This window comes from Enterobacter sp. PTB, assembly GCF_051130085.1.
GTDB classification, from domain to species: Bacteria; Pseudomonadota; Gammaproteobacteria; order Enterobacterales; family Enterobacteriaceae; genus Enterobacter; species Enterobacter ludwigii.
In genome coordinates, this window is record NZ_JBDKEE010000024.1 from 30,901 (window position 1) to 45,204 (window position 14,304).

Below are 14,304 nucleotides of genomic sequence, written 5' to 3' on the forward strand. Positions count from 1 at the left end.
ATCACTCTCTTAAGCTTTGCGGGCGGCCTCGTACGCCGCCAGCGTGGCGACACGCGCCTGTTTATGGTCAACAATCGGACGGGGATAATCGAGCTTCACGCCCTGTTTATCCGCCCATGCCCACGGGTCGTGGATCGCTTTTGCAGGGACACTGCTCAGCGCGGGCAACCAGCGGCGGATAAACTCGCCGTCTGCATCAAATTTTTGTCCCTGCGTGGCAGGATTAAAAATACGGAAATAGGGCGCGGCGTCGGTTCCAGTGGACGCCGCCCACTGCCAGCCGCCGTTATTCGCCGCCAGATCGCCATCGATCAGCTGAGAAATAAAATACCGCTCCCCGACACGCCAGTCGATAAGCAGATCTTTCACCAGGAAGCTGGCGGTAATCATTCGCAGCCGGTTGTGCATCCATCCGGTTTCATTGAGCTGGCGCATCGCGGCATCAACAATCGGGAAGCCCGTTTCGCCTTTCTGCCAGGCCTGTAAGTGGCTCTCGTTGTGTTGCCAGTTTACGTTATCAGTCCAGGGTATAAACGGACGATGCTTACATAAATCAGGGTGATACGTCATCAAATGGCGATAAAACTCGCGCCAGATAAGTTCGTTAAGCCAGACGGAGCCGGGGCCCCCGTCCAGTGCCTGCGGTTGTTCCGCCAGAAGACGATGCAGACACTGGCGCGGAGAGAGCACGCCCAGCGCCAGACAGGCCGATAAACGGCTGGTGCCCTCTGTCGCGGGAAAATCCCTGCGCGCGTCGTAATCGCCTGCGCCCGCTTTACAAAACTGGCGCAGCTTCGCGATAGCGTTTTTTTCGGTAGCCGGGAACAGAGTCTCATCAAACGCCTGTTGCGGATAGTCAAACTCCCGCTCGGGTATCTCCGTTATGGCCTCTCCCCTCACGGTGGGTGCAGCCACACATTCCGGCAGCGCCTCCTTCAGTCTTTTAATGAAGGCATTTTTAAACGGCGTAAAGACTTTATACATCTCGTGGTTGCCGGTCATGACACTGCCCGGCGGCAGCATGACGCTGTCATCAAAACCCTGACACTCTACATCCTGCAGGATTTTCTCCAGCTGACGATCCCGCTGACGTTCATTGAATTCGTACTGATAGTTGTAAAAAAGGTGGGTGACAGCGTACTGCTCACAGATCGCCTGCACGGCCTGGCATTGTGCGGAGAAGTCACTGACCTCTTTATAAATGAGCGGGATCCCTTTTTCGGCAAGCGAACACTGCAAGCCATTCAGATGTGAGCTGAGGTAAGCCGCCTGGCGTGGTGCCATAGCATGCTGCTGCCACTGCCCGGGGGTGGCGATAAACACCGCCAGCACGCGGGCTTCCGGGGAGCGGCAGGCAGCCGCAAGGGCGAGATTGTCATGTACGCGCAGATCCGCGCGAAACCAAACCAGATGGGTGGGCATAAAACTCCTGGCAATTATCCATTATGTCCGTAAGGCCATGCCACTAAAGAGAAAATGCGGCTGGCTTTTATCTACTTTGCCATGAAGTGTAGACGCGATGAAATAAAAAAGGCCGCCCGATGCGGCCTTAACGCTACGTATCTTGCGCCATCATGGTAAAAGCAATAAACAGTGTCGGTTCATCACGTCTTACCACGAGTACGCTGGCGATAATGAACGCAATGCAAAAAGAGCGTTTCATCATGCGGTCCCTGCTGCTAACCGCTCCACCGTTCACCACCGGTGATAAGTCGGTGGATACACGCTCTGACGGGTGCCCAAAAACGGCCCAACGGACCGCGGATCCTGAGGGATAAAAAAAACCGCCACATTGCTGTAGGCGGTTTTTTTATTGCTGTGTGTCGTCTTCGTATCAGTAAAAATCGCAGGTCGCTTTCTCGGCCTGATCCATCCACACCGGCTTCTCGCTGGTTTTGGCCCAGACGCGGTGCAAATAGCTATAAAAACGTGCGCGGTCTTTCCAGAAGAGCATCACCGGCAGGGCCAGCACGCCAGCCACTACGGCGAAAGTGCGACGCATGAAAACGATATGAGCCGGATACGCTTTATAAAGATCCATATTTTCTCCCCTATAGTTGGCCGGAAACATGCTCCGGAAAATTTGAAATCTGTGATCTGGCTAAAATAATACCGCTTTGCTTGTAATTTTACTACTCATCAGACCAGTTATTTTCATCCATTTAGTGAATATTTACATTTCCGCCGTAAGTAAGTTACAAAAAAGTTAACGATTTACTTACCAACAGTTAAATTGTGCCTTTTCCATTTTTATACTTTTTTTACACCCACCCTGCCGATTTTTGCGAAATCTTTGCGCCATAAATCCTACCGTTAACACAAATACAAATGTCACTCGGAGGTGGATTGTGAGTGCAGGTCTGATTACCGGCATCGTGCTGGTGTTCCTGTTATTGGGTTATCTGGTCTACGCCCTGATTAATGCGGAGGCCTTCTGATGGCTGCTCAGGCGTTTTTACTTATAGCCAGCTTTTTACTGGTCTTATTGGTGCTTGCCAGACCGCTGGGAACGGGGCTCGCGCGGCTGATCAACAACGTGTCCTTACCGGGTACGGGAAGTATCGAAAAAGGGATCTGGCGCGTACTGGGAATACGCGATCAGGAGATGAACTGGCGTCAGTATCTGGTCGCTATTCTGCTGCTGAATATCGTTGGGCTGGTCGCGCTCTTTGTCATGCTGATGTTGCAGGGTAGCCTGCCGCTGAACCCGCAACAGTTACCGGGCCTGTCCTGGCATCTTGCGCTTAATACGGCCGTCAGCTTTGTCACCAATACCAACTGGCAATCCTACGCCGGCGAAACCACGCTGAGCTACTTCAGCCAGATGGTGGGATTAACCGTACAAAATTTCCTCTCAGCAGCCAGCGGCATCGCGGTTGTCTTCGCGCTGACGCGTGCGTTTGCACGTCAGAATATGGGTACGCTGGGCAATGCCTGGGTTGATCTCACGCGCATTACTCTGTGGGTCTTACTTCCGATTGCTCTGCTCATCGCGCTGTTCTTTATTCAGCAAGGTACGCTGCAAAACCTGCTGCCTTACGCGCCTTATACCTCGCTTGAAGGGGCAAAACAGCTTCTGCCGATGGGGCCTGTGGCCTCACAGGAAGCCATTAAGATGCTCGGTACGAATGGTGGCGGTTTCTTCAATGCCAACTCATCGCATCCGTTTGAAAACCCAACGGCACTGACCAACGCTGTGCAAATGCTGGCGATCTTCCTGATCCCCGCAGCGCTGTGCTTTGCTTTTGGCGATGTGGTGAACGATCGTCGTCAGGGTCGCACCCTGCTCTGGACCATGTCGCTCATCTTTGTCGTCTGTGTTGCGCTGGTGATGTGGGCCGAATGGCAAGGTAACCCGCATTTCCTGACGCTGGGCGCTGACGGCACCATGAATATGGAAGGGAAAGAGAGCCGCTTTGGCATTCTCGCCAGCAGCCTTTATGCCGTGGTCACGACGGCGGCATCCTGCGGGGCGGTCAATGCTATGCACGACTCCTTCACGGCACTGGGCGGCATGATCCCGATGTGGCTGATGCAGATCGGCGAAGTGGTATTCGGCGGCGTAGGCTCGGGTCTTTACGGCATGCTGCTGTTTGTTCTGCTGGCGGTGTTCATTGCGGGTCTGATGATTGGTCGCACCCCGGAATATCTGGGCAAAAAAATCGATGTCCGTGAAATGAAGTTAACCGCGCTGGCTATTCTGGTCACCCCTGCCCTCGTGCTGGCTGGTACCGCACTGGCACTGATGACGGAGGCCGGACGCAGCGGCATCTTCAACCCTGGCATCCACGGCTTTAGCGAAGTGCTTTATGCCGTCTCTTCTGCTTCTAACAATAACGGTAGTGCCTTCGCAGGCTTAAGCGCTAACTCACCGTTCTGGAACTGTCTGCTGGCGTTCTGCATGTTCGTGGGCCGTTTCGGGGTCATTGTGCCGGTGCTGGCGATTGCCGGGTCGCTGGTGAGCAAAAAAATTCAACCGACCACCAGCGGGACGTTGCCGACCCACGGCGCGCTGTTTATCGGACTGCTGGCCGGTACCGTGCTGCTGGTCGGTGCCCTGACCTTTATCCCCGCCCTCGCGTTAGGCCCGGTCGCGGAATACCTCTCTTTACGCTGATTTTGCGGAGAATTTGTCATGAGTCGTAAACAAATGGCCCTGTTCGAACCGTCGTTAGTTCGACAGGCCCTCATGGATGCGGTGAAAAAGTTGAGCCCGCGCGTGCAGTGGCACAACCCGGTGATGTTTATCGTCTGGATAGGGAGTTTACTCACCACCGCGCTGGCGATTGCCATGGGAACGGGTCATCTGCAGGGGAATGCGATGTTCACCGGCGCTATCAGCCTGTGGCTGTGGTTCACCGTACTGTTTGCCAACTTTGCGGAAGCGCTGGCGGAAGGCCGCAGCAAAGCGCAGGCCAATAGCCTCAAAGGGGTGAAAAAGACCGCTTTTGCGCGCAAATTACGCGAACCGAAATACGGTGCCCAGATGGACCATGTCCCGGCAGATGAACTGCGTAAAGGTGACGTGGTGCTGGTCGAAGCCGGGGACATTATCCCCTGCGACGGTGAAGTCATCGAAGGCGGCGCGTCGGTAGATGAAAGTGCCATCACCGGGGAATCCGCTCCCGTCATACGTGAATCCGGGGGTGATTTCGCCTCCGTAACGGGCGGGACACGCATTCTCTCCGACTGGCTGGTGATCCAGTGTAGCGTCAACCCGGGTGAAACCTTCCTTGACCGTATGATTGCCATGGTGGAAGGCGCGCAGCGTCGTAAAACACCAAACGAAATTGCCCTGACCATCCTGCTGGTGGCGCTGACGATTGTCTTTCTGCTGGCAACCGCCACGTTGTGGCCATTCTCCGCTTACGGCGGTACCGCGGTCACCACCACCGTTCTGGTGGCGCTGCTGGTCTGCCTGATCCCGACCACCATCGGGGGGCTGCTGTCGGCCATCGGTGTGGCCGGTATGAGCCGTATGCTGGGCGCGAACGTCATCGCGACCAGCGGACGTGCGGTCGAGGCCGCAGGGGATGTGGACGTTCTGCTGCTGGATAAAACCGGGACAATTACCCTCGGTAACCGCCAGGCGTCAGAGTTCTTACCTGCCCCCGGCGTGGATGAAAAAACGCTGGCGGATGCGGCGCAACTCTCTTCCCTCGCCGATGAAACGCCGGAAGGCCGCAGTATCGTGATCCTCGCCAAGCAGCGCTTTAACCTGCGCCAGCGCGACGTTCAGAGTCTCCATGCGACTTTCGTTCCCTTCACGGCACAAACCCGAATGAGCGGCATCAACATTCAGGACCGCATGATCCGTAAAGGCTCCGTCGACGCAATTCGTCGCCACATTGAAGCCAATAATGGTCATTTCCCACCAGAAGTGGACAATCTGGTCGAGAGCGTGGCACGTCAGGGCGCGACGCCGCTGGTGGTGGCTGAAGGGGCACATGTGCTGGGGGTGATTTCGCTGAAGGATATCGTAAAAGGCGGGATCAAAGAGCGCTTTGCCCAGCTGCGGAAAATGGGGATCAAAACGGTGATGATCACCGGGGACAACCGTCTGACCGCCGCCGCGATTGCTGCCGAAGCGGGCGTGGATGATTTTCTCTCGGAGGCAACGCCTGAAGCCAAGCTGGCGTTAATTCGTCAGTATCAGGCGGAAGGTCGCCTGGTGGCGATGACGGGTGATGGCACCAACGATGCCCCAGCCCTTGCACAGGCCGACGTGGCGGTGGCCATGAACTCCGGTACCCAGGCGGCGAAAGAGGCGGGCAACATGGTCGACCTCGACTCGAACCCGACCAAGCTGATTGAAGTTGTGCACATCGGTAAGCAGATGCTGATGACGCGCGGTTCACTGACAACGTTCAGTATCGCCAACGACGTCGCAAAATACTTTGCCATCATTCCCGCGGCGTTTGCAGCCACCTATCCGCAGCTTAATGCGCTGAACGTGATGCATCTGCACTCGCCAGCATCAGCCATTCTCAGTGCGGTTATTTTTAACGCCCTGATTATTGTCTTCCTGATCCCGCTGGCGCTCAAAGGGGTGAGCTACAAACCGCTGACCGCGGCGGCCATGCTGCGCCGCAACCTGTGGATTTACGGGCTAGGTGGGCTGATTGTCCCCTTCATCGGTATCAAGGTTATCGACCTGTTGTTGACGCTGTTTGGGCTGGTTTAAAAGGTGAATCAAATGACGATGTTACGTCCCGCTATACTTCTGTTTATTCTGTTGTCGCTTATTACCGGCGGGCTTTACCCGCTGGTGACCACCGCGCTGGGGCAGTGGTGGTTTAAGGATCAGGCCAACGGCTCGCTGATCATGCAAAACGGTGAAAACCGCGGTTCGCGTCTGATTGGACAGAATTTTACCGACGCCCGTTACTTCCAGGGACGCCCTTCCGCCACTGCCGAAAGCCCGTATAATCCGATGGCATCCGGTGGCAGTAACCTGGCCGGCAGCAACCCGGAGCTGGATAAAGCCATTGCCGAACGTGTAGCCGCCCTGCGCGCCGCAAATCCACAGGCCAGCCGGGAGGTGCCTGTGGAGCTGGTGACGGCCTCTGCAAGCGGGCTGGACTACAGCCTGACGCCGAAGGCGGTGGCATGGCAGATCCCCCGCGTCGCGGCGGCCCGTCAGCTGACGGTGGAACAGGTGAGCAAGCTGGTCGCAGAGCATACGCAAAAACCGCTGGTCAGCTTCATCGGCATGCCCGTGGTGAATATTGTTGAGCTGAATCTGGCGCTGGACGCGCTAAGGAAAAACTAAATGACCGACGAGCCCATGCGCCCGGATCCGGACAGGCTGCTCGAACAGACGGCTGAAGCCCATCGCGGCAAACTGAAAATCTTCTTCGGCGCCTGTGCTGGCGTCGGGAAAACCTTCGCCATGCTGACAGAAGCCCAGCGGCTTCGGGCGCAGGGGCTCGATATTCTTATCGGCGTGGTGGAAACCCACGGCCGGAAAGAGACGGCAGCACTGTTGAAGGGGCTGGCGACACAGCCGCCTCGCCGTATCAGCCATCGTGGGCGTCTGGTCACGGAGTTCGATCTCGACGCCGCCCTCGCCCGCAGGCCCGCGCTTATCCTGATGGACGAACTGGCACACAGTAATGCCTCAGGCTCGCGCCACCCCAAACGCTGGCAGGACGTTGAAGAACTGCTTGAAGCAGGCATTGATGTTTTCACCACGGTAAATGTTCAGCATCTCGAAAGCCTGAACGACGTGGTCAGCGGCGTGACCGGGATTCAGGTTCGCGAAACCGTACCCGATCCCTTTTTCGACTCTGCGGACGAAGTGGTGCTGGTCGATCTGCCTCCAGACGATCTGCGCCAGCGACTGCATGAAGGAAAAGTCTATATTGCAGGTCAGGCCGAACGCGCCATCGAACATTTCTTTCGCAAAGGCAACCTGATAGCCCTGCGCGAGCTGGCCCTGCGTCGCACGGCGGATCGCGTGGACGATCAGATGCGCGCCTGGCGTGACCTGCAAGGGCAGGAGCGCGTCTGGCATACGCGGGATGCCATTCTGCTGTGTGTGGGTCACGGCAGCGGCAATGAAAAGCTCGTCCGCACCGCCGCGCGCCTGGCGGCTAAGTTTGGCAGCGTCTGGCATGCAGTCTATGTCGAGACGCCGCAGCTTCACGCGCTGCCTGAAAACCAGCGCCGCGCGATCTTAAGTTCGCTGCGTCTGGCACAGGAGCTGGGCGCAGAAACCGCCACCCTCTCCGATCCCCAGGAAGATAAAGCCATTCTGCGCTACGCGCGTGAGCACAACCTCGGGAAAATTGTCATTGGCCGTCGTCAGCATCGTCGCTGGTTTAGCCGCGAATCCTTTGCTGACAAACTGGCCCGGCGTGCCCCCGACCTCGATCTGGTGATTGTCGCACTGGATGACAAACCCACCCCTTTACCCAACCGCGCACCGGACAGCCGCACTTTTAATGATAAATGGCGAATTCAGATCCGCGGCTGTCTTGTCGCCGTCGTGCTCTGCGCGCTGATCACCGTGATTGCCAGCCACTGGCTGATTGCCTTCGACGCGGCCAATCTGGTGATGATCTACCTGCTCGGCGTGGTCGTGGTGGCGCTCTTTTACGGGCGCTGGCCCTCGGTACTGGCAACGTTCATCAACGTCATCAGCTTCGATCTGTTCTTTATCGCACCCCGCGGAACGCTCGCCGTTTCGGATGTGCAATACATTCTCACCTTTGCCGTGATGCTCACCGTTGGGCTGGTGATCGGTAATCTGACGGCGGGCGTACGCTATCAGGCCCGTATCGCGCGCTACCGCGAACAGCGCACACGGCATCTTTATGAGATGTCTAAATCGCTGGCGGTTGGCCGTACGCCGCTGGATATTGTGCAGACCAGCGAGCAGTTTATCCGCTCGACCTTTCACGCCAGCAACCTGATTTTACTCCCGGACGAACACGGAAAACTGCGCCCGCTGACCTCGGCCTCAGGTATGACGCCCTGGGATGAAGCCATTGCGCGCTGGAGCTTTGATAAAGGACTTCCTGCGGGTGCAGGGACGGACACCCTGCCCGGCGTACCGTATCAAATTCTGCCGCTGCGCAGTGCCGATAAAAATCAGGGGCTGGTGATCGTTGAACCGTCGAATCTGCGCCAGTTGATGATCCCCGAACAGCAGCGATTGCTGGAGACATTTACCCTTCTGGTGGCAAGCGCGCTGGAACGGCTGGCGCTTACCGCCAGCGAAGAACAGGCCCGTCTGGCAAGCGAGCGCGAGAGCATTCGTAACTCATTGCTGGCCGCCCTCTCCCACGACCTTCGCACCCCACTCACCGTGCTGTTTGGCCAGTCAGAAATTTTGACGCTCGATTTGGCAGCAGAAGGCTCGAAACATGCGTTGCAGGCCAGCGAGATCCGCCAGCATGTGCTGAACACCACACGCCTGGTAAATAATCTGCTTGATATGGCGCGTATTCAGTCGGGCGGATTTAACCTCAAAAAAGAGTGGCTCACGCTCGAAGAGGTGGTGGGTAGCGCCCTGAAAATGCTGGAGCCGGGCCTCGGTGGGCGCCATATTGCGCTGAACATGCCCGAACCGCTGACGTTAATTCACGTTGATGGCCCGCTGTTTGAACGCGTGCTGATCAATCTGCTGGAAAATGCCGGCAAATACGCAGGAGCAAACGCCCGGATTGGGGTGGATGCCACAGTGGAAGATCACACGCTACGGCTTGACGTCTGGGATACCGGGCCGGGTATCCCTGCCGGACAGGAGTTCGCTATTTTCGAGAAATTTGCCCGCGGTAATAAAGAGTCGGCCATTCCCGGCGTGGGTCTGGGTCTGGCGATTTGCCAGGCGATTATTGACGTTCATGGCGGTACCATTTCGGCGGAGAATCGCCCGGAAGGCGGCGCACGTTTTTGTGTTAAACTTCCTCTGGAAGCCCCGCCAGAACTTAATGAATTACCAGAGGATTTGTGATCAACGTTCTGATTGTTGAAGATGAGATCGCCATTAGCCGGTTTCTGCGTGCTGCGCTGGAAGGCGATGGTCTGCGCGTTCATGACGCCGGCACGCTCCAGCGGGGTTTGATTGAAGCGGCCACGCGCAAACCTGATCTGGTGATCCTCGATCTCGGCCTGCCGGATGGCGACGGCATCGATTTTATTCGTGAGGTTCGACAGTGGAGTCAGATGCCCATTCTGGTGCTGTCAGCCCGTACCGAAGAGTCGGATAAAATCGCGGCGCTGGATGCCGGAGCGGATGACTATCTGATTAAGCCTTTTGGTATTGGCGAACTGCAGGCTCGCCTTCGTGTCGCGCTGCGTCGTCACAGCGCCACCACCCCTGCCGACCCAACATACACGTTTGGTGATATTCGGGTTGATCTGGCAGCACGGCGCATTGTTCGCGGTGAAGAGGAAATCCATCTCACCCCCATCGAGTTTCGGCTACTCGCCGTTTTGCTCAATAATCACGGTAAGGTACTCACCCAGCGCCAGCTGTTGAGTCAGGTGTGGGGACCAAACGCCGTGGAACATAGTCACTATTTACGCATATATATGGGACACCTTCGACAAAAACTGGAAGTTGACCCCGCGCGTCCTCGTCATTTATTAACTGAAACCGGTATCGGTTATCGGTTCATGCTTTGAATAACTATTCAGTTTATTTTTAAATAAACACCCACCCCTCTATAAAATACGCGCGAAAATAATCTCCGGGTTATTTTTTGGTGTATTTATGTCCATTCAGCACATTCATAACACAATTCGTTAACGCAACATCAACATATCAGCATTTTGATCTGCGATATTCATCAAAAGCGAATATTTATTTCTGATTTGATCGGTTAACGGTGATCTGTTTCACAGTTAATCGCTTTTTCCAGGATAAAATGTCCATGCTTTCAATTACTGAAAGGAAATGAAACATGGAAAACAATAATCGTTTAATGCCCCATATAAGGCGGACAACTCATATCATGATGTTTGCCCACCGAAACTGTTTTGACTTTCATATCTTTAATGCCCGGTAGTCCTTCGACTTCTGGCGCACCCGCTTACAGGTTATCCTGAAACACCCTATTTTACAGGCCTTTGCCTGTGAACCCGTGCGCTCATTCATCTTAATTCAGGCTCATCCGCGACCGGGCGGACTGAATTCTATTCAGCAAAAAACGCATTACTGATTTTTTTAATCAGCGGCCTCCTTTTGCTGTTTTCCGGCATATTATCGATTTCTTTTCTGCAAGAAATCGAGGGACTGTTATTACCTAAAATAAAGAGAGAAAGATGAAAAGTTTAAAAATTGCAGCCAGCCGCGCTTGCCCTGATTGCTTTACCACTCACCGTGAACTGGTGGATATCAACGCCACGGATTATATTGATGTTGCCGCCATTGTTCTGGCCGTCAGCGATATTTTCACTGGTCGTATAGAAGAAATAGAAGCAACCGGATTTGGCATTCCTGTTTTTGTCGCGACGCATAAAGAAGAAATTATCCCGGCAGAGTATTTATCGCGGATCCACGGCGTATTCGAAGCATCAGACACCAGCAACGACTTCCACGGACGCCAACTGGAAGCGGCCGCACAAAAGTATGAAACCCAACTGCGTCCGCCGTTTTTCCGGGCTCTGGTCGACTATGTCAAACAGGGTAACAGCGCCTTCGACTGTCCGGGTCACCAGGGCGGGCAATTCTTCCGCCGTCACCCTGCCGGCAATCAGTTTGTCGATTTCTTTGGCGAAACCCTTTTCCGCTCAGACCTGTGCAACGCCGACGTGGCGATGGGCGATCTGCTGATCCACGAAGGGGCACCCTGCATTGCGCAGCAGCATGCGGCGAAAGTCTTTAATGCCGATAAAACCTACTTCGTGCTGAACGGAACCTCATCGTCCAACAAAGTGGTGCTCAACGCCCTTCTCACTCCGGGCGACCTGGTCCTGTTCGATCGCAACAACCATAAATCCAACCACCACGGAGCACTTCTTCAGGCGGGCGCAACGCCGGTCTATCTGGAAACCGCACGTAACCCGTACGGCTTTATTGGCGGCATCGACGCCCACTGCTTCGAGGAGAATTATCTGCGTGAGCTGGTATCCGAAGTGGCGCCGGGCCGTGCCCGCGACGCGCGTCCGTTCCGCCTGGCGGTGATCCAGCTGGGTACCTACGATGGCACCATCTATAACGCTCGCCAGGTCGTGGATAACATCGGCCATCTGTGCGACTACATCCTGTTTGACTCTGCCTGGGTGGGTTACGAGCAGTTTATTCCGATGATGGCCGATTGCTCTCCGCTGCTGCTGGAACTGAATGAAAACGATCCGGGGATTCTGGTCACCCAGTCAGTCCATAAACAGCAGGCCGGTTTCTCGCAGACCTCGCAAATCCACAAGAAGGACAGCCACATCAAAGGCCAGCAGCGCTATGTTCCGCATAAGCGGCTGAATAATGCCTTCATGATGCACGCGTCCACCAGCCCGTTCTATCCGCTGTTTGCTGCACTGGACATCAACGCCCGCATGCATGAGGGCCAGAGCGGCCGCAACATGTGGATGGACTGCGTGGTGACCGGTATCGAAGCCCGTAAGCTGATCCTGCAGAACTGCCAGTATCTTCGCCCATTCGTGCCGGAACTGGTTGATGGCCGTCCGTGGGAAAGCTGGGACACCGCTGAGATTGCCACGGACCTGCGCTTCTTCCACTTCGTGCCCGGTGAACACTGGCACGCCTTCGAAGGCTATGCCGAACATCAGTATTTTATCGACCCGTGCAAACTGCTGCTGACCACGCCGGGTATTAACGCCAGGACCGGTGAGTACGAGGATTTCGGCGTCCCCGCCACTATTCTCGCCAACTTCCTGCGTGAAAACGGCATCGTGCCGGAAAAATGCGATCTCAACTCCATCCTGTTCCTGCTCACGCCTGCCGAGGATATGGGCAAACTGCAGCAACTGGTCGCGCAACTGGTACGCTTCGAAAAACTGCTCGAGACGGATGCCCCTCTCAAAGAGGTACTGCCTTCTGTCTGTAAACAGTATCCGGAGCGCTATGCAGATTACACCCTGCGCCAGATTTGCCAGGAAATGCATGAGCTGTACGCCCGCCACAACGTGAAGCAGCTGCAAAAAGAGATGTTCCGCAAGTCTCACTTCCCGCGCGTCATGATGAACCCGCAAGAGGCGAACTATGCCTACCTGCGGGGTGAGGTCGAGCTGGTCTCGCTGCGCGATGCGGAAGGTCGCATTGCCGCCGAAGGTGCCCTTCCTTATCCACCGGGGGTGTTGTGCGTTGTGCCGGGTGAAGTCTGGGGCGGTTCCGTGCTGCGCTACTTTGCTGCGCTGGAAGAGGGTATCAACCTTTTACCGGGCTTCGCGCCGGAACTGCAGGGCGTTTACGTTGAGGAGTGTGACGGTCGTAAACAGGTTCGTTGTAACGTCATCAAACACGCTGCCGCTCAGCCATCGCTGCTGAAAGGAGAAAAATTATGAGCAAGTCCAATAAAATGGGCGTGGTGCAGCTGACCATTCTCACCATGGTAAACATGATGGGGTCCGGGATCATCATGCTGCCCACCAAGCTTGCGGAAGTAGGAACCATTTCGATTATCTCCTGGATGGTGACCGCCGTGGGGTCAATGGCACTGGCCTGGGCATTCGCCAAGTGCGGTATGTTCAGCCGCAAGCCCGGCGGGATGGGCGGCTACGCCGAATATGCCTTTGGCAAATCCGGGAACTTCATGGCCAACTACACCTACGGCGTCTCTTTGCTGATCGCTAACGTGGCGATTGCCATTTCCGCCGTGGGTTACGGTACTGAGCTATTCGGTGTGGCGCTGACCCCGGTGCAAATCGGGCTGGCGACCATCGGCGTGCTGTGGATCTGCACCGTGGCTAACTTTGGCGGCGCGCGCATTACCGGACAGATCAGCAGTATTACCGTCTGGGGGGTCATTATCCCGGTGGTTGGGCTGTGCATCATCGGCTGGTTCTGGTTTAGCCCCACGCTGTACGTCAACTCCTGGAACCCACACCATGTTCCGTTCTTCACCGCAGTGGGCTCTTCCATCGCCATGACGCTGTGGGCCTTCCTGGGGCTGGAATCTGCGTGTGCTAACGCCGAAGTGGTGGAAAACCCGGAGAAGAACGTACCGATTGCCGTGCTTGGCGGTACGCTGGGCGCTGCGGCCATTTACATTGTCTCAACCAACGTGATTGCAGGGATTGTACCGAACATGGATCTTGCCAGTTCCACGGCACCGTTCGGTCTGGCCTTTGCGCAGATGTTTACGCCGGGTGTCGGGAAAGTGATCATGGGGCTGATGGTGATGTCCTGCTGCGGCTCGCTCCTCGGCTGGCAGTTCACCATCGCTCAGGTCTTTAAATCGTCCGCTGACGAAGGGTATTTCCCAAAAATCTTCTCCCGGGTCAGCAAAGCAGAGGCACCGGTTCAGGGCATGCTGGCGATTGTTATCTTCCAGAGTGGGTTATCTTTGATGACCATCAGCCCGTCGCTGAACAGCCAGTTCAACGTGCTGGTCAACCTGGCGGTAGTGACCAATATCATTCCGTATATTCTGTCGATGGCGGCGCTGGTCATCATTCAGAAGGTGGCGAAGGTGGACGCAGGCAAAGCGAGGGTGGCGAATATTGTGGCGCTGATTGGGGCAATTTACAGCTTCTATGCGCTCTACTCTTCCGGCCAGGAAGCCATGCTATATGGTGCGATGGTGACCTTTATGGGCTGGACGCTGTACGGTCTGGTATCACCGCGGTTTGAATTGAAAAATAAACACAGTTAATGCAAAAGCAAAACGGCAACCC

11 protein-coding genes are annotated in these 14,304 nt (G+C 55.7%); 9 read left to right on the plus strand and 2 right to left on the minus strand.

Annotated features, from left to right (window positions below):
* Nucleotides 1-9: 9 nt before the first annotated feature.
* Nucleotides 10-1,422 carry a deoxyribodipyrimidine photo-lyase gene (gene phrB, locus AAIR21_RS22220; protein WP_183516526.1) on the minus strand — a complete coding sequence of 471 codons (1,413 nt, stop codon included), beginning with the start codon at nt 1,420-1,422 and terminating at the stop codon, nt 10-12.
* Nucleotides 1,423-1,834: 412 nt separating this feature from the next.
* Entirely contained in the window at nt 1,835-2,041 is a 207-nt protein-coding gene (locus tag AAIR21_RS22225; protein ID WP_014883027.1) for a YbfA family protein, read from the minus strand.
* A 307-nt stretch (nt 2,042-2,348) separates the two neighbouring features.
* Between AAIR21_RS22225 and kdpF the strand changes: the two genes are divergently transcribed.
* The 9 genes from kdpF to potE all read left to right on the plus strand — a co-directional run bounded on the left by kdpF (nt 2,349) and on the right by potE (nt 14,282).
* The gene (gene kdpF / locus AAIR21_RS22230) at nt 2,349-2,438 is read left to right on the plus strand and encodes a K(+)-transporting ATPase subunit F (RefSeq protein ID WP_015386886.1); all 90 of its coding nucleotides are present in this window, start codon (nt 2,349-2,351) and stop codon (nt 2,436-2,438) included.
* Nucleotides 2,438-4,117 (plus strand): potassium-transporting ATPase subunit KdpA, encoded by a 1,680-nt coding sequence (gene kdpA / locus AAIR21_RS22235; RefSeq protein WP_020884973.1) that lies wholly within the window; start codon nt 2,438-2,440, stop codon nt 4,115-4,117. Before kdpF ends, kdpA begins: the two co-directional genes overlap by 1 nt.
* 18 nt (nt 4,118-4,135) lie before the next feature.
* The gene (kdpB, locus tag AAIR21_RS22240; protein WP_014169157.1) at nt 4,136-6,184 is read left to right on the plus strand and encodes a potassium-transporting ATPase subunit KdpB; all 2,049 of its coding nucleotides are present in this window, start codon (nt 4,136-4,138) and stop codon (nt 6,182-6,184) included.
* A gap of 12 nt (nt 6,185-6,196) precedes the next feature.
* Complete coding sequence (gene kdpC / locus AAIR21_RS22245; protein WP_020884974.1) at nt 6,197-6,772, plus strand: potassium-transporting ATPase subunit KdpC; 576 nt, start codon at nt 6,197-6,199, stop codon at nt 6,770-6,772.
* Nucleotides 6,773-9,460, plus strand: coding sequence for a two-component system sensor histidine kinase KdpD (gene kdpD, locus AAIR21_RS22250; protein WP_014169155.1), 2,688 nt, complete (start codon nt 6,773-6,775; stop codon nt 9,458-9,460).
* Nucleotides 9,457-10,134 (plus strand): two-component system response regulator KdpE, encoded by a 678-nt coding sequence (kdpE, locus tag AAIR21_RS22255; protein ID WP_014169154.1) that lies wholly within the window; start codon nt 9,457-9,459, stop codon nt 10,132-10,134. The genes kdpD and kdpE overlap by 4 nt, the downstream gene beginning before the upstream one ends.
* 278 nt (nt 10,135-10,412) lie before the next feature.
* Entirely contained in the window at nt 10,413-10,517 is a 105-nt protein-coding gene (gene speFL, locus AAIR21_RS22260; RefSeq protein ID WP_106503839.1) for a leader peptide SpeFL, read from the plus strand.
* Between the two features lie 256 nt (nt 10,518-10,773).
* On the plus strand, nt 10,774-12,972 hold the full coding sequence (gene speF / locus AAIR21_RS22265; RefSeq protein ID WP_020884975.1) for an ornithine decarboxylase SpeF: 2,199 nt from the start codon (nt 10,774-10,776) through the stop codon (nt 12,970-12,972).
* On the plus strand, nt 12,969-14,282 hold the full coding sequence (potE, locus tag AAIR21_RS22270) for a putrescine-ornithine antiporter (RefSeq protein ID WP_014169152.1): 1,314 nt from the start codon (nt 12,969-12,971) through the stop codon (nt 14,280-14,282). The genes speF and potE overlap by 4 nt, the downstream gene beginning before the upstream one ends.
* Nucleotides 14,283-14,304: the final 22 nt, after the last annotated feature.

Coding starts and splice junctions, on each gene's coding strand:
- phrB (WP_183516526.1), bottom strand. CDS start 1,422: ATGCCCACCCATCTGGTTTGGTTTCGCGCGGATCTGCGCGTACATGAC.
- AAIR21_RS22225 (WP_014883027.1), bottom strand. CDS start 2,041: ATGGATCTTTATAAAGCGTATCCGGCTCATATCGTTTTCATGCGTCGC.
- kdpA (WP_020884973.1), top strand. CDS start 2,438: ATGGCTGCTCAGGCGTTTTTACTTATAGCCAGCTTTTTACTGGTCTTA.
- kdpB (WP_014169157.1), top strand. CDS start 4,136: ATGAGTCGTAAACAAATGGCCCTGTTCGAACCGTCGTTAGTTCGACAG.
- kdpC (WP_020884974.1), top strand. CDS start 6,197: ATGACGATGTTACGTCCCGCTATACTTCTGTTTATTCTGTTGTCGCTT.
- kdpD (WP_014169155.1), top strand. CDS start 6,773: ATGACCGACGAGCCCATGCGCCCGGATCCGGACAGGCTGCTCGAACAG.
- speFL (WP_106503839.1), top strand. CDS start 10,413: ATGGAAAACAATAATCGTTTAATGCCCCATATAAGGCGGACAACTCAT.
- speF (WP_020884975.1), top strand. CDS start 10,774: ATGAAAAGTTTAAAAATTGCAGCCAGCCGCGCTTGCCCTGATTGCTTT.
- potE (WP_014169152.1), top strand. CDS start 12,969: ATGAGCAAGTCCAATAAAATGGGCGTGGTGCAGCTGACCATTCTCACC.